Raw genomic sequence first — 21,473 nt, 5'->3', positions numbered from 1 at the left:
GGCGGGCCCCTCACCGCAGCGGGAGGGGGTGTCCCAGCACCTTCCATCGTCGACGGACAGCGAGTTCCGGGGCAATCAAATAGGGTTCAAGAAACTCTTAAATCGCTGTCAGACAACAATTGTCGATGGTTGTCGGAAACCTTTGCCTGCCAGGGGTTTGATGCGTTCGCGACGGGGTTACTCCAGCGCACAATGGGATTGGCGAAGCGTCCACCGAAGCCGGAGCCTCGATGGACGCTCTAAATGGACGGTTTCGTCCACTAATACATTACGCCGCAATACTTATCGGCGATCCTCACGAACGGTCCCCGGCCCCCTCGGCAGGTACCGGCGACATCGCACCACTGCCCTGGGCGGACACGTGCGCGCGCTGCAGGAGATCGGGTATCAGCGTGAGCAGCCCGCACAGCGCCATCGCCGCACCGATCCACAGCGGCGCCGTGAGGCCGAGCCCGGCACTGATCCCGACGCCGCCGAGCCACGGGCCGATGACGACACCGATATTGATGGCGGAGCCGTTGACGGTGTTGACCAGCGCGCCCTCGTTCGACACCGACATCACCCTGGCGGCCATGGCCGGGTTGAGCGGCAGGCCGACCAGGCCGAGCAGCACGGTGGCGACGATCGTCGGCGCCTTGTACTCGACACACAGCGCGAAAGCGGTGAGTACCAGCATCAATGCGATCAGCCCGCCGAACAGAATCGACCGCGTGTAGCGGTCCGCGAACCGGCCGACGACGGCGTTGCCCACCACCGTCGCGATCCCGTACACCGCGAACAGCAGCGGCACCGTCGCGGGCGCGAAGTGCGTTGCGTCGGTGAAAATCGGTGAGAGATAGGTGAATCCGGCCACGACCGAGCCGATCACGAGGGCATTGGTGGCGTACGCGCCCCACAGTCGCAGGTTTCGGAACGCCGGGATCTCCGACCGGAAGTCCATGGTCTGGGTATTGCCGCCGGAGGGCACCAGCAGGACGACCGCCGCGATGCACAGCACCGCCAACGCGTCGACCAGCCAGAAGCTGGCCCGCCAGCCGAAGTGCTGCTCGAGGAAGGTGGCCACCGGCAGGCCGACCACCTGGGCGACCATCATGCCGCCGTACAGCACCGACATCGCGCGCCCGCGTCGCTCGGCGCCGACGAGTCGCACGCAGACCGCGGCCGCCACCCCGAAAAACGCCGAAGCCGCCAGCGCGGTAACAACTCTCGCCACCACCAGCACCCAGTAGTCCTGGGCCAGCGCGCCGATCGTCTGCCCGACCACGAACACCACGAGCAGCCAGATCAGCGACTTCTTCTGCGGCACTTCGGATAAGCCGACGATCAGCACCGGGCCGCCGACGACCATGCCGAAGGCGAAGATCGAGACGAGGTAGCCGATGGCGGCGATGGAGACACCGAGGTCGCTCGACATGCCGGGAATGAGCCCGGCGACCATGATTTCGGTGGTGTTGAGGCAGAAAACGCCCAGGCCCAACACATATACGGCGAAAGGCATGGTTCCCCTCACGGCTGGGCGAACGCGGTCCACCGGTTGCCGAACGGATCGGTGAACTGTCCGATGATCAGACCGGTCGCGTCGGAGAACGGATCCATCAGGCGTTGCCCGCCGGCCTGTTCGCAGCGCGCGAGCAGGTCGGGAACGTCGGTGACGAGCAGTCCAGGGATCGCGTAGTCGGTGGGGTTGGGCAGGGTCGACACATCCATCGTGCCGCCGATCGGTTCCTCGGCCCCGCCGGGGTGAATGCTGTAGTAGACCACCCCTTCGGCCGCCTCGTCGCGCTCATACGTCCAGCCGAAGGCTTGTTCGTAGAACTTCTGTGTCGCCGCGAAATCCGTTGTGCCGATTTCGAACCAGGCCGTCGAGTTCGGCACCGGGGCCGAACGAGGCTCGCGCACAGCGGGTTCGAACAGACCTAGTTTGTTGCCCTGCACATCGGTGATCACCGCGTGCACATCGCCCGCCGCGGTACGCGCGGGACTCTCGAAAACCTTGGCGCCCAGCGTTTCCAGTCTCGGAATCGTCGCCTCGATGTCGTCACAGACGACGCTGATCCACAGCGCGTCACTGCTGCCGCGACGCAACGCGCCCATGCTCGCCGACGCTCCCCGCGCGGTGATCGTGTAATAGCCAGGGCCGAACGAGGTGAATTCCCAATCGAATATCCGCTGGTAAAACTGCTTATTGAGCTCCGGATCAATGGCGGCGATTTCGAACCACCCCACAGTTGTCGGGTTCGCGCCCGAGGTGCTCATGACCACTCCTCCTGTATGACAGGGTACAAGTTGGTTTAGCAATCGATACCGTAAACTAGTTTCCAGCAGGAAATCAAGTCCACGACCGGCGAGGAGAGACCAGTGCCTGTTGACGAAAACGAAAACAGCCAGGTACTCGACTGGCAGGACGATATCGAGAACGCGCTGGCCCACCTGACGTGCGTGCTGGTGGCGCAGCGCACCCGGACGACACCCGAGCGGGTGAGCTGGCAGCAGTACGACGTGCTCGAAATGTTGCGTCTACGTGGGCCGATGACACCATCTCTGCTGAGCGACGCGTTGAGCGTGTCCCGCCCGACGATGTCGAAAGCTCTTCGCGTGCTCAAGGATCAGGACCTGGTCGAGCAGGCATCGCTCGGGACCGATCGACGAGAACAGACGACCTCGCTCACCCCGGCCGGGCGCGAATTCCTGGACCGCGCGGCGGAATGCAGGCGTGCTAATGCCAAGATCGCCGAGTCCGTGCTCACCCCGGCCGAGCAGGCCGTCTTCGCCGAACTGTGCGGCAAGGTAGCCGAGGCTGTCCACGCGTCCACCCAACCCGCGCCGATATCGTCATAGCCTGCACTGATTTACGGCTTCAAGAGCTTTTGACAGTAACTTGAGGATTCTCTGGATGTGCCGGGCATAGCAGTCCGGATATGTTCGATGTAGTGGAAATCGGCCGCAGCCATCGTGCTTGCCATCGGCCAAACCATTGCGTCGAAAGGAGTTTGCCGTGCCTGAATTCAGCGCCGGCACCATACATTCCGCGGTCGTGGGTTTCGATCCGCTCGAGCGCAGTTGGGTCACCGGCGAGAATGCGGGCCTGTCGTTCGCTACCGCACCCGCATTGGAAGGTGAGCTGCTCGTCGACGAGGAGTCGCGCCGAGCGGTCGCCACCGATCTCGGCAACATCACCAACCACCGGCCCGCTGCGGTACTGCGGCCGCGTTCGGCGGACGACATCGCCGCGATGATCCGGTTCTGCCGCGCGCACGACGTCAGCGTGTCGGCCAGAGGCGCGGCGCACACCACTCTCGGCCAGGGCCTCACCGACGGCTTGGTCATCGAGCACAAGTACCTCAACCGCATCCATTCCATCGGGACGGATGTCGCCGAGGTCGACGCCGGAATCCTGTGGAAGGACTTGATCAACGCCGCCTATGCGCAGTCACCGCGGCTCACCCCGCCCGCCGTCACCGGCTACACCTCACTGACCGTCGGCGGGACGCTCTCGGTGGGTGGCCTCGGCGGTCTCGTCGGCGCGCTGAACACCGGCCTGCAGGTCGACCACGTGCGCGAGCTCGAGGTCGTCACCGGGACCGGCGATATCGAGCGCTGCTCCCCCGACCACAAACCCGATCTGTTCGAGGCGGTGCTCGGCGGGCTCGGCCAGTGCGGCGTCATCACCAAGGCCGTGCTCGACCTCGTACCCGCGACCGAACGCGCCCGCAGCTACGTGCTGGAGTACACCGACAACGGCAAGTTCTTCCAGGACATGCGCACGCTCATCGAGCGTCCCGCCATCGACCACGTCTATGCCGAGATGTACTCGCCGGAGTCCGCGCCGACCCACCGGCTCTACGCCACCGTCCTTTACGACCCGGCCACGCCGCCGGACGATCAGGTCGCGGCCAAGGGTCTGACCACCGAGCCGCTCATCGACGACACCAGCTACCTGGACTACGCGTACAAGATCGACACGCTGGTCGACGGCATGCGGGACGAGGTGGGCTGGGATCGGCTGGTCAAGCCGTGGTACGACGTGTGGCTGTCCGGCGCGGTCGTCGAGGAGTACGTCGGCGAGGTGCAGTCGCAGCTCACCGCACGCGATATCGGGCCCTTCGGGATCAGCCTGATCTACCCGCAGCGACGTTCACACATGACGAGGCCGTATCCGCCGGTGCCCGAGGCGAACGGCTCCGATTGGGTCTTCGTCCTCGACATCAACACCGTCGCCGAAACCCCGGGCGTCGATCCGGCATTCATCGAAGAAATGCTCGATCGCAACGATCGAATGTTCGCCCACGCGCGTGAGCGGTACGGCGCGGTCCTCTACCCGATCGGCTCGCTGCGCTTCACCGCGCAGGATTGGCGGGCCCATTACGGCGACAAGTGGACGGCCTTCCGCGCCGCGAAGACACGCTACGACCCGAGCGCCATCCTCGCGCGCGGTCTGCAGATATTCCAGGACAAGTAACCGGGAGAACCCCCCATGCCTCCTTCCAAGCCCGAGTTGACCGGCACCACCGGCGCCGTTGCCAGCACCCACTGGCTTGCCTCCGCCGCAGGCATGCGAATCCTGGCGAACGGCGGCAACGCATTCGACGCCGCCGTGGCCGCCGGATTCGTGCTGCAGGTCGTGGAACCACACTTCAACGGCCTCGGCGGTGACCTGTCCGTCGTGGCGCATCGCTCGAAAAGCGGTGACGTGCAGCAGATCTGCGGCCAAGGACCGATGCCGAGTGCGATCAGCATCGATACCTTCGCCGATCTCGGATTGAGCGGCATCCCCGGTTCGGGCCTGCTGCCCGCCTGTGTGCCGGGCGCGTTCGGCGGCTGGATGCGGCTGCTCGCCGAGTTCGGGACCATGCGCCTGGCCGACGTCTTGCAGCCCGCGATCGGCTACGCGGACAACGGTTTTCCGTTGCTGCCCGAGACCGCGCAGGCGATCGAAGTGCTCGCGCCGCTGTTCCGCGACGAGTGGACCGGGTCGGCTCAGACGTATCTGCAGGGTGGCGCCGCCCCGGCCGCGGGCAGCCGCTTCCGTAACCCGGCGCTGGCCAATACCTACCAGCGGCTGATCAAGGCGGCGGAGTCCGCCTCGACCGACCGCGAAGCGCAGATCCAGGCCGCGCACGACGCCTACTACAAAGGCTTTGTCGCGGAGGCGATCTCGGAGTTCCTCGCGTCCGGGCCGATGCTGGACTCGACCGGACGGCGGCACAGCGGGTTGCTCACCGCGGACGATCTGGCCGGATGGCAGGCGACCGTGGAGACCGCGCCGAGCCACGGCTACGGTCCGTACCAGGTGTTCAAACCGGGACCGTGGTCGCAGGGTCCGGTGTTCCTGCAGCAGATCGCGCTGCTCGATGGGTTCGATCTGGCCAAGATGGGCCAAGGCAGCGCCGACTATCTGCACACCGTGACCGAGTGCACGAAGCTCGCGATGGCCGATCGTGAGGCGTGGTACGGCGATCCCGCCTTCAGCGATGTGCCGCTGGCCGCCCTGCTCGACGAGGACTACAGCCGCGAACGGCGCAGGCTGGTCGGCCCGCGTGCCGCGCTGGATCTCCGTCCTGGCGCACCGGGCGGGCGCACTTCGTTCATTCCCGACCGGTCCGTGCCGGACTATCCGGCGGCCGAGACGGAGTGGATGTCCCAGCTGCGCAACGGATTACCGACGATCCTGCTGGAGACCACGACGAAGGGTGACACCGTCACCGTCACCGCCGTCGACAAGCACGGCAATATGGTCGCCGCGACGCCCAGCGGCGGCTGGCTGAAGAGTTCGCCGGCCATCGCGAGCCTGGGCTTCCCGCTCGGCACCCGCGGTCAGTGCGGTTACCTCACCCCGGACCACCCGAACTCGCTGGCAGCGGGCAAGCGGCCGCGGACAACGCTCAGCCCGACCGTGGTGCTGCGCGACGGCCGCCCGTACGTCGCCTTCGGCACGCCGGGTGGCGATCGACAGGACCAGTGGACGTTGCAGTTCTTCCTCAACGTGGTCGATTTCGGGCTGGACTTCCAGGCCGCGACCGAAACCACCGCCTTCCACACCGATCAGGTACCCGCGTCGTTCACCCCGCACGCGCATCGCCCTGGCGTGCTGGTGGCCGAGGAGACCTGCGATCCCGCGGTTGTCCAGCAGCTGGCACAGCGTGGCCACGAGGTGGAACTCGTCCCCGCGTACTCGCTCGGCCGGGTCTGCGCGACCGGGTTCACCGACGACCACGAGTTCGTCAGGGCGGCCGCGAGCCCACGCAAGCGGCACGCCTACGCCGTAGCCGAATGATGCTGGGCGACAATATTTTCGAAAGGAACGACAATGACGATCACCGAACACCGTCCGGAGATCATCGAACTCACCGATGAGCAGCAACGCAGGGAATGGCAGGCGTTCACGCTGTCCGACCTGCCCGAGATGATCAGCGCGATGCACGTCTGCCACGCGGTGCGGGCCATCGCCGATACCCCACTGCTGGAACGACTCCGCAACGGCCCGCGCAATCCTGCCGACGGCCTGCTGGCCGGGATCGATCCCGATATGGGGCCGGGTTTCCTGCGCTACCTGGTCAATCGAGGCATCCTCGAAACCCGCGGCGAGGAATTCTTCCTGACCCGGCTCGGTGAGTTCCTCACCACCGATGTCTCGCTGGCCCGCCTCGGCGTCTACGTCGACGCGTACGGCATGGTGACCAGCAGGACCGGCGATCTGCTCACCGGCAAGGCGGTCTACGGCAAGGACGTGATCCGCGACGGCGGCAAGCTCGGTGCGCACTGCGACACCCTGTTCTCGGCGTTTCACACACCTACCCTGCTGACCGCCATGCGTGGTCGCAAGGTCGAGCGCATCCTCGACATCGGTTGCGGTGGCGGTCAATTGGTGGTGGACGCGTGCCTGCGTGACCCTTCGCTGACCGGAATCGGCCTGGACATCGATGCCGACGCCGTCGCGGTGGCCAACGAGCACGCCCGCACGTCCGGTGTGGCGGATCGGGTCGAGTTCGTCGTCGGTGATGCGTTCGCCCCGAAGACCTGGCCGAAGGAGTGCTTCGAGGCCGACGGGCTCTGCATGATGAGCGCGTTGCACGAGCACTTCCGGCACGGCGAGCAGGCGGTGATCGATCTGTTGAACGAGATCTCCGCGACCTTCCCCGCGTTGAAGATCCTGCTGGTCGGCGAGCCCGAAATCCGTTACGACAGCAGGGAAAACGACGACGACTTCTTCCTGATCCACGTGCTGACCGGACAGGGTCTGCCACGCGACCGTGCCGCCTGGTTCGACGTGTTCGAGAAGTCCGAGCTGACCTGTCGCCGGATGTACACGCGACCGGAGGCCGGGCCCCGGTTGTGCTTCTACGACCTGGCGGGAAAGGACCAGTTGTGACCAGCTCGACCCGAACGCCCGCGGTCGAGACCGAGCTGGACTTGTTTTCGACCGAGGCACTCCTCGATCCGGTCCCCTGCTACCAGACCCTGCGTGACCTGGGCCCGGTTGTCCGGATGACCGAACACGATCTCTACGGCCTGTTCCGGTACGACCAGGTGCGCGCCGCGCTCACCGACTGGGCGGGGTTCAGCTCCGCCCGGGGCATCGCGATGAATCCCACCGCCAACGAGCTATCAGACGGGTCGCTGCTCTCGATGGACCCGCCGCGGCACCGGGCGGTGCGCAAGGTCATGGACGACGCGCTGCGGCCCAAGTACGTGCGCCAGGTCGCCGGCAATATCGAGCAGCTCGCGGACGAGCTCGTCGACGATCTGATGGAGCGCGAAACATTCGACGGTGTCACCGATTTCGCGGCCAAGCTGCCGGTGGACATCGTCATGGACCTGATCGGCTTTCCCCGCGACGAACAGCGGGACAAGATTCTGGTCTGGGCCCTCGGCGCGTTCAATTACTTCGGTCCGCCCGGTGATCGGCAGCTGTCGACCTTCCCGGACGTGGAAGCGCTCATGCAATATCTGGTCACCGACGCGACGCCGGACAAACTGTTGCCCGACAGCTTCGGCCAGATCGTTTGGGAGGCAGCCGATCGCGGTGAGATCACCGAGACCGAAGCCCTGATGACGATGAGCGCCTACGCCTGCGCGGGATTGGACACCACCATCGCCGGGGTGGCGAGCACCCTCTGGCTGCTGGCGGAAAATCCGGACCAGTGGGCGGCTATTCGGGAGGACTCGAAGCTTGTCCCCGGCGCGTTCCTGGAAGGTGTTCGGTTGGAGACACCGATCCAGCACTTTTCTCGCGTTATGACCGAAGACAGGGATGTCGACGGGGTGACGATTCCTGAAGGCGCCCGGGTCCTCATCTCCTACGCCGCGGCCAATCGGGACGAACGCCACTACCCCGATCCGGACCGTTTCCAGGCGGACCGAAACCCTGCCGACACCGTCGGTTTCGGCTTCGGCGTGCACAACTGTCCCGGCCGCACCCTGGCCTCGATGGAGGCGCACGCCCTGTTCGGCGCGCTCGCCAAACGCGCGACCACGCTCGAACTCACCGGTGCGCCCGTCCGGGAACCGAACAACATCACCCGGGGACTGGAAACACTCCCCATGCGCATCTCCTGAAAGGAGCGACCATGCGAGCGGCACAGATTGTCGAGTACGGCGCGCCACTCGAGCTCCGCGAAATCCCCGATCCCGCACCGGAACCGGACGGCGTCGTGCTCGAAGTGCTCGCCACCGGTATCTGCCGCAGCGACTGGCACGCGTGGATGGGTGACTGGGGTTGGATGGGCGGACAGGTCGCGTTGCCGCGCACGCTGGGGCACGAGATCGTCGGCACGGTAACCGCTGTCGGCGCCGAGGTGCGCGGCGTGCATCTCGGCGACCGGGTTACCACACCGTTCCACCTGGCCTGCGGCACCTGCGGGTACTGCCGTTCGGGGCGGGCCAATGTGTGCGACAACATGCAGGTGCTCGGGTTCTGGTGCGACGGTGGCTATGCCGAGTACGTGCATATCGGCAATGCCGACTTCAACTGTGTGCCGGTGCCGGACGAGCTCACGCCGGTCGCGGCCAGCGCCATCGGTTGTCGATTCATGACCGCCTTTCACGCGGTGACCGGGCAGGGGCAGGTTCGGCCCGGTGAATGGGTTGCCGTGCACGGCGTCGGCGGTGTCGGGTTGGCGGCCGTTCAGATCGCGAGTGCCGCAGGAGCTTCCGTGGTGGCGGTGGATATCGATCCGGCCAAGCTCGTGCTTGCCGAGGAGCAGGGCGCGGCGCACACCATCGACGCGAGCGTCGAGCAGGACGTGCCCGCGGCGGTTCAGGAGGCCACCGGCGGCGGTGCGCACGTTTCGCTCGATGCGCTCGGCACTCGGACGACGGTGGTGAATTCCGTTCGCTCGCTGCGTAAACGCGGTCGGCACGTTCAGGTGGGACTCACCAGTGCGGCGGATGCCGGTGAGATCGCGCTGCCGATGGACATCATCACCATCGGTGAGCTGACCATCGTTGGCTCGCACGGTAATCCGCATTCCAGCTACCCGCAGTTGCTCTCGCTGGTCTCGTCCGGTCGGCTCGCGCCACAAACCTTGGTGCAGCGCACCGTTTCACTGGACCGTGCCGGGGAAGTCCTGTCCGCGATGAGCGACTTCACTACCAACGGCATCACTGTCATCGACCGCTTCTGACGCGGACCGGGAGGACTCGTGGATACCTTGTGCGGCACCGTGGGCGTTGCGGCCCGAAACTTCCTGTCCCGCAAGCACCTGCTGTACATCAACGGTAGGTTCGTGGCCTCGACGACCGGCCGGACATTCAATACGGTCGACCCGTCGACCGGCGAGTACATCACCGAGATCGCCTACGCGGGCCGCGATGACGTCGTGGCAGCCGTTGTAGCGGCCCGCGCCGCCCTCGATGGACCGTGGCGTCGGCTGTCCGCGGCCGATCGCGGCCTGCTCCTCGCCCGTCTCGCCGACCTCATCGAACGCAACGGCGACGAGCTCGCCGAGCTCGAAGCCCTCGACGGGGGCAAGCCGATCACCATGACCCGAGCGCTCGACGCGCCGGCCGCAGCAGCCCAATTCCGCTACTTCAGCGGCTGGCCCGCGCGGATCGAGGGTGAGACCATCCCGGTCGCGGTGCCGAATACGTTGTGCTACACCAGGAAAGAGCCGGTGGGGGTTTGCGCCCAGATCATCCCGTGGAACTTCTCGTTGTTGATGACGGCGTGGAAGGTCGGGGCGGCGTTGGCGGCGGGATGCACCGTGGTGCTCAAACCCGCTGAGCAGACTCCGCTTACCGCGTTGCGCCTCGCCGAACTGATCGACGAGGCGGGGTTCCCGGCGGGCACGGTGAACGTGCTGACCGGTGACGGCGACACCGGTGCCGCGCTGGTTGATCATCCGGGCGTCGACAAGATCGTATTCACCGGGTCTACCTCCGTCGGGCGGGAGATCGGCGCGAAGGCAGGCGCACAACTCAAGCGGGTGACGCTAGAACTCGGCGGGAAGAGTCCGAACATCATTCTCCCGGACGCTGACCTGGAGGCCGCGATCGGCGGGAGTTACCACGGGATCTACTTCAATACCGGCCAGGCGTGCAATGCCGCATCCAGGCTGTACATACATAGGAGCGTGTACGACGAGGTGGTCGAAGGACTCGCGGCGCGAGCCAAGAGTGCACGGGTCGGTCTGGCGCTCGATCCGACCACCGAGTGCGGGCCGGTGGTGTCGGCCGAGCAGTACCGGCGGGTGCGTGGTTACATCCACGGCGGGGTGGCCGCCGGTGCGACATTGACCTCGGGCGACCTCCCCGAACCCGTACCGCACGGCGGATACTTCATTCGCCCAACACTTTTCACCGATATCACGCCGGACATGCGGATCTGTCGCGAGGAGATCTTCGGGCCGGTTCTGGTGGCAGCGCCGTTCGACAGCATCGACGATGCCGTGCGCCTGGCCAATGACACCGACTACGGTCTCGCGGCCGGGGTCTGGACTCAAAACCTCAGCCACGCACATACTCTCGCCGCTCGCCTGCATGCGGGCTCGATCTATCTCAACACGTGGGCACCCGGCGATCCGGCCGCCCCGTTCGGCGGGTTCAAGGCGTCCGGCGTCGGCCGGGAAATGGGGCGCGCCGGGCTCGACGCGTATCTCGAACCGAAGACCGTGTGGGCAACCCTCGCGTGAGACGACGATAGCGAAAGGATAAGACGATGTGTGGAATCGTCGGTTGGACAGATTTCGATCGTGATCTCACTGCCGAGCGCCGCGTTCTCCAGAAGATGGTGGACACCATGGCTTTACGCGGTCCGGACGCCGAGGGTTTGTGGTTGCATCCGCATTGCGCCCTGGGGCATCGGCGCCTCTCGGTGATCGACCTCGAAGGCGGCAAGCAGCCGATGGTCACGCCGGAAACGTTGCCCGACGGAACACCGCTGGCCGCCATCAGTTACAGCGGCGAGGTGTACAACTTCACCGAGCTGCGCGACGAACTGGAGACGCACGGTCACCGCTTCGCGACCAGGAGCGATACCGAGGTCGTTCTCCGGGCCTACCTGGAGTGGGGCACCGAATTCGTGCGGCGGCTGAACGGCATGTTCGCCTTTGCCATTTGGGACAGCCGGGCCGAGGAACTGCTGCTGTATCGGGATCGGTTGGGCGTCAAGCCGCTGTTCTACTATCCGACACCGGACGGCGTTCTCTTCGGGTCCGAGCCGAAAGCGATTCTCGCGCACCCAGAAAGCCGGGCGGTACTCACCATCGACGGATTGCGCGACGTGTTGTCGTTTGTCCGTGTGCCCGGGCAGACACCGTTGCAGGGCATGTACGAGGTCCGTCCCGGACATGTTGTGCGGGTGCGCGATGGCCGGCGGTCCGAGGAGAAGTACTGGGAACTGGAATCCCGGCCGCATACCGACGACATTCCCGCGAGCGTCGGCAAGGTCCGAGAGTTGCTGGAAGACATCGTCGCCCGGCAACTGGTGGCCGATGTTCCGCTGTGCACCCTACTGTCCGGCGGTTTGGACTCCAGCGCGTTGACCGCCCTCGCGCAGCGCAGGCTCGACGCCGATGGCGGCGAACGTATTCGGAGCTTCTCGGTGGATTTCGAAGGGCAGGTGGAGAACTTCGCGCCGGAGCCGCTTCGGGAGGCCCCGGACCAGCCGTTCGCTGCGGAATTGGTCCAGCATGTCGGCACCGACCATCAGACCATCCTGTTGAACAACGCGGATCTGGTTGCCCCGAACATCCGGTCGGCGGTGTCGCGGGCCTGGGATCTGCCCTTCGGTGACGGCGATCTCGGTCCGTCACTCTATCTGTTGTTCCGAGCGGTGCGGGAGCAGTCCACCGTCGCGCTTTCCGGTGAATCCGCGGACGAGGTGTTCGGCGGATACCTGTGGTTCCACGACCAGAAAGCCGTGCAGGCCAGTACTTTTCCATGGCATGCGCTGGGCGAACGCTCGATCACCGAGCAATCGACGGCGTTCCTGGATCCTGAGCTGACCGCGAAACTGAACCTGCCGGAATACATCGCCGACCAGTACCACACTGCGCTGCAAGAGGTTCCGCACCTGAGTGGCGAAACCGGACACGATCGGCGGATGCGGATCGCGAGCTATCTGAATCTCACCCGGTGGCTGCCGGTGATGCTGGATCGCAAGGACCGGTTGAGCATGGCCAGCGGGATCGAGGTTCGAGTGCCGTTCTGCGATCATCGTTTGGTCGAGTATGTGTTCAATGTGCCGTGGTCGATCAAGACCTTCGACGGACGAGAGAAGAGCTTGCTGCGCGCCGCGTCGGCGGATCTGCTCCCGGAATCCATTGTGAAACGCCGCAAGGCGCCATATCCGTCCACCCAGGATTCCGGGTACGACCGGGCGATCAAACAGATACTGGGAAAGATCGTCGCGGAACCGAGTTCGCCCGCCCTGCCTTTGTTCGACCAGGACGCGATCGACAAGCATCTCAACGCGCCGGTCGACACCGCATCGTCGATGCAGGAAAGAGGCCTTTACAACGAGACCCCGATTCGCCTTGCCGAATGGCTGGCCGCCCATGACGTGAGCGTAATGATATAATTTCCAATTGGAAACTAGTTCTGGTCACGCTGAGGGGAGTGGATATGTCGGATCGAGTCGGACGGCAAGCGAACGACAGTATTACGCTGCAAGGCGTCCGAGAGCACAACCTGAAGAACGTGTCGCTGGAGATTCCGAAGGGGCGGCTGACCGTCTTCACCGGTGTGTCGGGTTCTGGTAAATCGTCGCTGGTGTTCGGCACCATCGCGGTCGAGTCACAGCGCCAGCTCAACGAGACGTTTCCCTGGTTCATCCGGAACCGGCTGCCGAAGTACGAGCGGCCGCACGCCGAGGGCATGTCGCACCTGTCCACCGCGATCGTGGTCGACCAGCGACAGATCGGCGGCAGCTCCCGATCGACCGTCGGCACCATGACCGAGATCAATCCGATTCTGCGCGTGCTGTTTTCACGCCACGGCAAGCCCAGTGCGGGCGAGTCGACCATGTACTCGTTCAACGTGCCGCAGGGCATGTGCCCCGAGTGCGAAGGGCTCGGCCGCACCGCGCGACTCGATCTGGACCTGTTGCTCGACCGGAAGAAGTCGCTCAACGCAGGGGCCATTACCTCACCGCTGTTCGCCGTCGGCGGGTATCCGTGGATCACCTACGCGGAATCCGGGGTGTTCGATCCGGACAAGCCGTTGCAGAAATTCACCGCCGAGGAATGGGAAAAGCTGCTCTACGGCGGGGGTTTCAAGGTCCGGCGGCCTGGCAAGGACGTGACGCATTCCAACGAATACGAGGGGATTGTCGTCCGGTTCAATCGGCGCTATCTCAAGAACGGCCTCGATGCGCTGAAGGAGAAGGAGCGCAAGGACGTCGAGCAGGTCGTGACGACCGGCACCTGTGAAGTGTGCGGCGGCGGGCGGCTCAACAAGGCCGCGCTCGCGTCGAAGATCAACGGCAAGAACATCGCCGACTACGCGGCCCTGGAAGTCAGTGAACTGATCGTCGAGTTGGGGCACATCGATGACCGGGTCGCCAAGCCCGTCGTCGAGGCGGCCGTCACGGCGTTGACCCGGCTGGAATCGATCGGGCTCGGCTACCTCAGCCTCGGTCGCGAGACGTCAACGTTGTCCGGTGGCGAAGGTCAGCGACTGAAGACGGTGCGGCATCTCGGCAGTAGCCTGAGCGATCTGACCTTCATCTTCGACGAGCCGAGCGTCGGCCTGCATCCGCGAGATGTGCACCGGCTCAACGAACTTCTCGCCCAGCTGCGCGATAACGGCAACACCGTGCTCGTTGTGGAGCACAACCCTGACGTGATGGCCGTCGCCGATCGCATCGTCGATATGGGGCCCGGAGCCGGCTCGCACGGCGGTGAGATCGTGTTCGAGGGGACCTACCAGAAGCTACTGAAGGCCGACACGCTCACCGGCCAAAGGTTGCGTGAGCACACCGGTTTGAAGGATCGGGTGCGCAAATCGACTGGCACGCTGGACATCACCAAGGCCACGCTGAACAACTTGCACGACGTCTCCGTCAGCATTCCCACCGGGGTGCTCACCGCGGTGACCGGTGTGGCGGGCTCGGGTAAAAGTTCGCTCATCTCAGGGGCTTTCGCGGCCCAGCACCCTGATGCGGTGATGGTCGATCAGTCGGGCATCGGCATCTCGTCGCGATCGACGCCGGCCACCTATGTCGACATCATGGATACCGTTCGTAGCTTGTTCGCGAAGGCCAACGACGCCGAGCCGGGGCTGTTCAGCTTCAACTCCACCGGGGCGTGCCCAGCCTGCAAGGGGCGCGGGGTAATCGAGACGGACCTCGCCTATATGGACCCCGTCACGGTGACCTGCGAGGTGTGTGAAGGCAGTCGGTATAACGAAGAGGCGCTGCAGAAGACGTTGCGCGGCAAGAATATTGCCGAGGTGCTCGGGCTCACCGTCGAAGAAGGGCTCTCCTACTTCACCGAGGAGAAGGTGACCGGGAAGCTCGCGTTGCTTCGTGAGGTCGGTCTGTCGTATCTGACGCTGGGCCAACCGCTTTCCACCCTGTCCGGCGGTGAGCGTCAACGGCTCAAGCTCGCGCTTCGGCTCCAGGACACGGGCACCGTTTTCGTGTTCGACGAGCCGACCACCGGTCTGCACATGGCCGACGTCGACCGGCTGCTCGTGTTGTTCGATCGTCTGGTCGACGACGGGAACACCGTCATCGTGGTCGAACACGACCTGGAAGTCGTCAAACACGCTGACTGGGTGATCGATCTCGGGCCTGACGCGGGGCGCCACGGCGGCCGAGTCCTTTTCGAGGGCACGCCCAAGCAACTCACCTCCGACAAGAGGTCGGTCACCGCCCAGTATCTGCGCACCGACCTCGAGCGAGCAGATCGCTGACCTACCGGGATGCGTCGAGCGCGCGGTCGGCCAGTGCGGCGACGATTGGCGTGAGGGTTTTCGCGTAGGTGACGGTCAGGTGGTTGTCGTCGCGGTAGATGAGGTTGTTGCGGGCGATGAGTGGACAGCGGGCGGTGGTGCAGAACAGGTCGGTGAGGTCCACGTACTGCGCGCCGCCCGCTGTCGCCGCGGCTCGTTCGGCGGCGATGCCGTCATCGTTGACGGCGATCTGACGGGTCGGCGAGCAGGCCAGGGCGTCGTCGAGGTGGTCGGACAGACAGGTCGGTGCGGTGGTGTGTGGATCCGGGATCGGGCCTAGGACAAGGACATTCGCGCCGGTCGCGCGTAGCTGGGTCGTCAGGCGGGACAGGCTGTCGATCCAGGCTTGGTCGTAGGTGGTGAAACCGAAGTCGCCGCCGTATCGGCGGGACATGCTCAGCACGATCAGTCGTGGGTGCTCGGCTTGCAGGCGGGTCAGGATCTGGTGGCGCCACTGCACGCATTCGGTGTAGTCCCGGCCGAGGTAGGGGCTGGTGATGGGCAGTTCCATCAGCGGACAGGTGACCTTGCTCATTGTCTCCAGGCGCCAATGCCGTTGCTCGGCAACCTGTTCGAACGCCGGGCTCCACATCGCCGCGTGCGAATCACCGACCAGCGCGACCCGGCTGGTCGAATCCGGATCACCCGAAACACATTCCGGCTGCCCGACATCAAGCCATGAACGTACGCAACCGTTTCCGAATACCGCCGCCTTGTCCCCCGGCGCATCGGCAAGCGCCGGTGAGAGATTCGAAGGAACAGCGTGCTGGTCAGCCGACGCCGCCACGGCAGCCTGCACCTGCGCGGTCAGCTGCCGAACCGCCGCATCGTGCGGATCGACGGTTTCCGCGGACGGTGCCGCAGGCGCCGCGACCACAGTGAGCTCCTCAGCAGCCGCCCCACGCCCGACCGGTGCGGGCACAAACACGAGCAACGCCACCGCGATACCGACCGCCACTGCGGTAACTACACCGCCGCTGGCAAGACTCAGCCCCGCTGAACGCCGTAACGGTCGTGCAAATCGAACCGGATCCTCGACAAACCACAACGTGAGCATCGCGAGCCCAGCGGCGGTGACCACCGCTCCCACCGCCCCGACCGAGCCGAGCCCATGGCCGAGCACCCGTGGCGCGAGCAACAACACCGGCCAATGCCAGAGGTACCAGGAATACGAAAGACGACCGAGCGACCGCAGCGGATCCACCGACAGTGCCCGCCCGACTCCCCACCGAGTCATCCCACACCCCGCGACAATAATCAGCACGGCACCGAGAACCGGCAGCAACGCCGCCGTTCCCGGATAGGGTGTCCGCCCGTCCAATCGAGTACAGGCAAACACAATCAACCCCAGCCCCAACCACCCGGCAACGGTCGCGGCCGACTCCGGCAACCGCCGCCACAGTGGCACCGAAAGCGCCACAACACCCCCGAGCGCCAACTCCCACGCCCGCGCGGGCAATGCGAAGAACGCCCACGGCGGCAACGTACGAGTCCAATTCAGCGACACCACAAACGACCCCGCAGCCACCACCGCAAGCACAACGAGATACGGAACCGGCGAAGCATCAGCCCTCACCCGTCGCCGCACAAACCAGGCAACCCCGATGATCAACGCGGGCCACAACAGATAGAACTGCTCCTCCACCCCCAACGACCAGTAATGCTGAAATGGCGAGGGCGGCGCATCAGCCGCCAGATAATCGGTCCCGGTCAACGCAAGCCGATAGTTCCCCACATACAACGCACTGGCAATCCCATCCCCCAACACCGCCCGAGCCTGCAACGGCGGCAACAACACAGCCGCCCCCACCGCAGTAGCAACCAGCACAATCCCCGCCGCAGGCAACAACCGCCGCGCCCGCCCACCATAAAACCGCGCCAACCGGACAGTCCCGGTAGCCCCCACCTCCCGCCACAACATCCCGGTAATGAGAAACCCGGAAATCACGAAGAAGACATCAACCCCGACAAAACCGCCACCAACTCCCCACACCCCCGCATGAAACGCCACCACCGCCAACACAGCAACCGCCCGCAGTCCCTCGACATCGGACCGAAACCCCGCCCGCGCAGGCTCCACCCCACGCGCCCGGTCCCCCACATCCCCCCGCCGAACCATCAATTCCCCGGAGGCAGTCCCTATCATGGGACGCATTCTTACCAACTCTTGCCAAGAATGTCCCCACAAGATTTGCTGATCAAGCTGAGCTGAACAAATCCATAAGTCCCGCTTACAGCAGTGATTACACCGCTATATTCTCGCGAAGTGCTGTTTCCCACTCCCACGCTGAGCGACGCCGACGAGCGTGTGCTGTCCGAAGTGGGCGACATGCACGATGCGCTGCGCCAACAGCTACAGAGCGCGCCGGCCACATTGACCGCGAGGTTAGGAAAGTTCCTGACCGCAGACGCGGTGGCAGCGTCGAACTCCATCGAAGGATTCAAAGTCGCCACTGTCGATGTGGAGGACCTGATGGCCGGAGAACGTGATGTTGATGTCTCCGACGAGAACCAGGCCGAGACGCTCGCCTACGAGCAGATGATGACTTACATCCAAACTTTGCACGATGTCGAGGATTTCTCATACAGCAAGGGACTTCTCAACGCATTGCACTGGATGCTGCAGGGGCACCGGCATGGTCCGCGCCGGCCCGCCGGGCAATGGCGGCGTGGCCCGGTATACGTGACCGATGTGCGTGACCCGAGTATTGCCGCTTACACCGCACCTGAGGCTGCGGCAGTGCCGGCGTTGATGGAAGAGTTGGTAGATTGGCTCGATATCGAGAAGGGCGCGCATCCATTGGTTCGCGCCGCGATGGCGCATCTGCATCTGGTGTCTATTCACCCGTGGGCTGACGGCAACGGCCGGATGTCACGCTCGCTGCAAACATTGATGATTGCCCGGGAAGGCGTGCTGGCCCCGGAGTTCTCCTCGATCGAGGCATGGTTGGGACGTCCGGGTAATACCTGGGAGTACTACCAGGTATTGGGGCGTCGCGGCAGCGAGTATCGACCGGATCAAGATGTCTCGGAATGGATCCGGTTCAATCTGATCGCCTACCACCAGCAGGCGCAGACCGTCCACGCGAGGTTTGTGCGGTCTGGCCGGGTGTGGGAGGCATTGGCCGACTTCGCGACCGGCGACGGCTTGGACGAGCGGCTCATCACCGCGTTGCACGACGTCGCCATGTCGGGCCGCGTACGGCGCACCCGCTACGAACAGAACGAGGGCCTGAATCTACAACAGGCACAACGCGACCTACGCGAACTAGTGCGCAGGCAAGTCCTGGCACCGGTCGGCCGCACCCGTGCACGGTTTTACGTCGCAGGTTCGAACTTCCCCGAGACCGCACTGGAGATCGCACGCACACCAACAACATTGACCGATCCCTACGCCGCCACGTAGACGACGCAGACTGGCATCAATCCAGGATGTTCGTGGCTACGAATACATCCTTGGTGCGCACGAGCAGGCCAACTGTACAGGTCCACGGAGGTACAGTCGCCGACCGGCGGGTTCATCACAGGCTGGAAGACTGACCCCAATTGCAGCGAGGGCTGGGTGGCAGATAATGGCGAATCAGAATGATATCGAATCTCGAAGTCTTGCCAAATATGAAGATATAATCCGCAGATTCATCTCAGGCGATATCAGCGCACCGAAGTTCGAATCGGAATATCTTTCAGCTTTCAAATCAAAGGAGACCCATCTTCGACCCAACGATTTCCACCTCCTGGATTCGCTGTTCGCCGATGTCGACGACTACGTTTCTGATCCGCAGCTACGGGCCGATGCCGGCGGCTTGGACGATGAACAACTACGTCAACGCGCTACCGCAACCTACGACCGTCTGTTCGGAGCCAAGGAGCCCGAGTAACCGGCGCCGAAGAGAAAGCGCCACTGCGCCCAGGCGACACTGCGGCCAAGAATATGCCGGATGGGCGGGACCGCTGTCAGAGTGGCGGTATGACGAAGGAGAGGGCGGTGTGTCCAGAGTGCGGCGGGGGCGATGACGCCGATCATGTACGGCCTTCCGACGCACGCCGCGTTCGAGAGAGCCGAGCGTGGGGAGATCGTTTTGGGTGGGTGTGTCAAGAGGTCCAACGCTCCGATGTGGGAATGCGGGGCATGTCACGGGGACGCGGACTTGGACATCCCGAGTTTCATGAGGGAGTAGTGCGGCAAGGAACAGCGGTGCGGTCGCGCGGCCAGCTTCGTCGATCAACGTCACGTGTGGGTGCTGCGGCGTTATCCGTGGAAGGCGCGGGCGATGGAGTAGCCGAGGACAGCGGCCGCCACACCCACGGCGACGCCCACCACCGCGTTGAGGATCGCGTGCCGGTAGGCGCCTTGCTCGGCGAGCCGGACGGTCTCGTAGGTGAAGGTGCTGTAAGTGGTGAAGGCACCGCAGAAACCGGTGCCTGCCAACAACATCCACGGTGCCGACAATCCGGCGCCGGTCAGTGCGCCCAGGATGAGGCAGCCGCAGGCGTTGACAATCAGTGTGCCCCAAGGGAAACGGCTGTCGTGGCGCACCTGGATGGATCGATCGAGCAGGTAGCGAGCGGGCGCGCCGATGGCCGCCCCCGCGATCACCAACAACGCGTTCATGACGCCACCGCCACCCGGATGAACCGGGCGGCCGCGCGGGTGAGTATCAGGGCGGCCGTGGTGGCGACCAGTGCCACGACGAGGGTGGCAACCAGATAGACGGCGGCGACGATGACCGTGGCCGGGTCGAGCAGTGCGCGAATGTCTTCGGCGTAGGTGGAGAAGGTAGTGAACCCGCCGAGGACCCCTACCCCGAGAAACGGGCGAACCAGCGGATGCGCCGGGCGGATCTCGGTGATCACCACCATCAGCGCGCCGAGCAGGAAACTTCCCGCAACGTTGATCGCGAACACCGCCCACGGGAACGCGCCCGCCGGTGCGGGCCAGGCGAGGGTCAGTCCATAGCGGGCCAACGCGCCGAGCGCGCCACCGACCGCGATGACCGCCAAGACCGCGCCGTGCGTGCCCGCGAGCTCGCTTCGCTGGTCAGCGTTGTGCAGGTCGATATCGGGATCGACGGAAGGGCATGTTTGCGGGTCGATGGGCACAGCTGTCTCCTACTCCAAGGCCGCCCGGGGGCGGGGTGATGGGGTAGGGACTGTTGGCCGGCAATGCCCGCGGTTGTTCCGAATCCGATGTCCGGAGCGGCGAGCCCCACCGCCGCAGCAACAACTATATGCCGTGTCAACACAGCGGTGTGTGCGGGGTACCGCCTGCGGATTCTGAGGGCGTCAACGACGACGGCGAAGATCGAGCACAGAGCGGGCCACCCACGATGCGGCAAGCCCCGCCGCCACCCCGGTCAGCGGCGCGAGGACACGCCCCCAGATATCCCGAATCGGCCGATACCGCGCGACACCGTGACTGATCTCGATGAAACCCACCGGCCGCACATCAACACCGCCCCCTACACCGCCCTCCGCACCAGCGAACCCGATGCCCGCCCGCGCCACGGGCACAACGGTGACGCCCCCGGCCATGACCGGCGCACCGAAAACCATTGCCGCACCGGCCTGCCCACCGATCAAGTCCACCATCTGCTCCCGCGTCAACGCCACCGCCCCCACGGCATCGCCCCCCGCAGTCAGGGAATCCGGATCCTGCGCTGCCTGCATGCTCATGAACCTCCGCGCCGCCGAAAATGCCCGAGTTCGAGGCTAGCTGGACAGCTGATCACGCCAAAACAGGCACCACTCCCCCCGTCAACCAGATCGCCGCCACCACGTGCCGTCGATCCCGACTCTCACCCCACACCTTCTCTGTCGGCCGAGCACCGTTTCTGTGACCCGGACACCCACTACACCGGGTGAGCGGCTTCCAGAAACGGTGAGCGGCCTGAACAAAGAGTGCACATCGGAGCCCCAGCGGCCCCGAAAACACCCACCCGACACACTCGCTGCTTCAAAGCGCTCGCGAACAGCACCACAGCCAGATGACCACCTCCGGAACGTGACATCGCGCACCTGACCGATAACTAAGGTCGGGGACCCCACCTGGCGCGCCCAGCACTACTCCGGTCATCCGATGA

Annotated in this window: 17 protein-coding genes; 11 read left to right on the top strand and 6 right to left on the bottom strand. The window is 64.8% G+C overall.

Annotated features, from left to right (window positions below):
• Positions 1 to 295: 295 nt before the first annotated feature.
• Positions 296 to 1,498: an MFS transporter gene (locus tag ABZ942_RS17955; protein ID WP_357383251.1), complete on the bottom strand. Its 1,203-nt coding sequence runs from the start codon at positions 1,496 to 1,498 to the stop codon at positions 296 to 298.
• An 8-nt stretch (positions 1,499 to 1,506) separates the two neighbouring features.
• A complete protein-coding gene (locus tag ABZ942_RS17950; protein WP_357383249.1) occupies positions 1,507 to 2,256 on the bottom strand; it encodes a VOC family protein in 750 nt (249 codons plus the stop codon).
• A gap of 102 nt (positions 2,257 to 2,358) precedes the next feature.
• Between ABZ942_RS17950 and ABZ942_RS17945 the strand changes: the two genes are divergently transcribed.
• From ABZ942_RS17945 to ABZ942_RS17905, 9 genes are all read left to right on the top strand, one after another.
• Complete coding sequence (locus ABZ942_RS17945) at positions 2,359 to 2,838, top strand: MarR family winged helix-turn-helix transcriptional regulator (RefSeq protein WP_357383247.1); 480 nt, start codon at positions 2,359 to 2,361, stop codon at positions 2,836 to 2,838.
• Between the two features lie 157 nt (positions 2,839 to 2,995).
• Positions 2,996 to 4,459, top strand: coding sequence for an FAD-binding protein (locus tag ABZ942_RS17940; RefSeq protein WP_357383245.1), 1,464 nt, complete (start codon positions 2,996 to 2,998; stop codon positions 4,457 to 4,459).
• 15 nt (positions 4,460 to 4,474) lie between these two features.
• Complete coding sequence (locus tag ABZ942_RS17935) at positions 4,475 to 6,274, top strand: gamma-glutamyltransferase family protein (protein ID WP_357383243.1); 1,800 nt, start codon at positions 4,475 to 4,477, stop codon at positions 6,272 to 6,274.
• Between the two features lie 33 nt (positions 6,275 to 6,307).
• Positions 6,308 to 7,369 (top strand): class I SAM-dependent methyltransferase, encoded by a 1,062-nt coding sequence (locus ABZ942_RS17930; RefSeq protein WP_357383241.1) that lies wholly within the window; start codon positions 6,308 to 6,310, stop codon positions 7,367 to 7,369.
• Positions 7,366 to 8,556 carry a cytochrome P450 gene (locus ABZ942_RS17925; RefSeq protein WP_357383239.1) on the top strand — a complete coding sequence of 397 codons (1,191 nt, stop codon included), beginning with the start codon at positions 7,366 to 7,368 and terminating at the stop codon, positions 8,554 to 8,556. Before ABZ942_RS17930 ends, ABZ942_RS17925 begins: the two co-directional genes overlap by 4 nt.
• Positions 8,557 to 8,567: 11 nt before the next feature.
• The gene (locus ABZ942_RS17920; protein ID WP_357383237.1) at positions 8,568 to 9,623 is read left to right on the top strand and encodes a zinc-dependent alcohol dehydrogenase family protein; all 1,056 of its coding nucleotides are present in this window, start codon (positions 8,568 to 8,570) and stop codon (positions 9,621 to 9,623) included.
• Positions 9,624 to 9,641: 18 nt separating this feature from the next.
• The gene (locus ABZ942_RS17915; protein ID WP_357383235.1) at positions 9,642 to 11,129 is read left to right on the top strand and encodes an aldehyde dehydrogenase family protein; all 1,488 of its coding nucleotides are present in this window, start codon (positions 9,642 to 9,644) and stop codon (positions 11,127 to 11,129) included.
• Between the two features lie 26 nt (positions 11,130 to 11,155).
• Complete coding sequence (gene asnB, locus ABZ942_RS17910; protein ID WP_357383233.1) at positions 11,156 to 13,018, top strand: asparagine synthase (glutamine-hydrolyzing); 1,863 nt, start codon at positions 11,156 to 11,158, stop codon at positions 13,016 to 13,018.
• Positions 13,019 to 13,062: 44 nt separating this feature from the next.
• On the top strand, positions 13,063 to 15,354 hold the full coding sequence (locus ABZ942_RS17905; protein WP_357383232.1) for an excinuclease ABC subunit UvrA: 2,292 nt from the start codon (positions 13,063 to 13,065) through the stop codon (positions 15,352 to 15,354).
• A gap of 1 nt (position 15,355) precedes the next feature.
• On the opposite strand, the gene ABZ942_RS17900 is transcribed toward ABZ942_RS17905, so the two are convergent.
• Entirely contained in the window at positions 15,356 to 17,512 is a 2,157-nt protein-coding gene (locus ABZ942_RS17900) for an acyltransferase family protein (RefSeq protein WP_357384541.1), read from the bottom strand.
• A 147-nt stretch (positions 17,513 to 17,659) separates the two neighbouring features.
• Between ABZ942_RS17900 and ABZ942_RS17895 the strand changes: the two genes are divergently transcribed.
• Positions 17,660 to 18,799 (top strand): Fic family protein, encoded by a 1,140-nt coding sequence (locus ABZ942_RS17895; RefSeq protein WP_357383231.1) that lies wholly within the window; start codon positions 17,660 to 17,662, stop codon positions 18,797 to 18,799.
• A gap of 166 nt (positions 18,800 to 18,965) precedes the next feature.
• On the top strand, positions 18,966 to 19,271 hold the full coding sequence (locus ABZ942_RS17890; RefSeq protein WP_357383229.1) for a colicin immunity domain-containing protein: 306 nt from the start codon (positions 18,966 to 18,968) through the stop codon (positions 19,269 to 19,271).
• A gap of 371 nt (positions 19,272 to 19,642) precedes the next feature.
• Here the strand turns inward: ABZ942_RS17890 and crcB are convergent, their stop codons facing one another.
• The 3 genes from crcB to ABZ942_RS17875 all read right to left on the bottom strand — a co-directional run bounded on the left by crcB (position 19,643) and on the right by ABZ942_RS17875 (position 21,066).
• Positions 19,643 to 20,005 carry a fluoride efflux transporter CrcB gene (gene crcB, locus ABZ942_RS17885; protein WP_357383227.1) on the bottom strand — a complete coding sequence of 121 codons (363 nt, stop codon included), beginning with the start codon at positions 20,003 to 20,005 and terminating at the stop codon, positions 19,643 to 19,645.
• Positions 20,002 to 20,493 (bottom strand): CrcB family protein, encoded by a 492-nt coding sequence (locus tag ABZ942_RS17880; protein WP_357383225.1) that lies wholly within the window; start codon positions 20,491 to 20,493, stop codon positions 20,002 to 20,004. Before ABZ942_RS17880 ends, crcB begins: the two co-directional genes overlap by 4 nt.
• A gap of 183 nt (positions 20,494 to 20,676) precedes the next feature.
• Positions 20,677 to 21,066, bottom strand: coding sequence for a hypothetical protein (locus tag ABZ942_RS17875; protein ID WP_357383223.1), 390 nt, complete (start codon positions 21,064 to 21,066; stop codon positions 20,677 to 20,679).
• Between the last annotated feature and the right edge of the window lie 407 nt (positions 21,067 to 21,473).

The organism is Nocardia sp. NPDC046473 (assembly GCF_040645995.1).
Lineage (GTDB): Bacteria > Actinomycetota > Actinomycetes > Mycobacteriales > Mycobacteriaceae > Nocardia.
The sequence above is the reverse complement of the archived record's forward strand: the minus strand, read 5'-3'. Positions and strand labels throughout refer to the sequence as shown.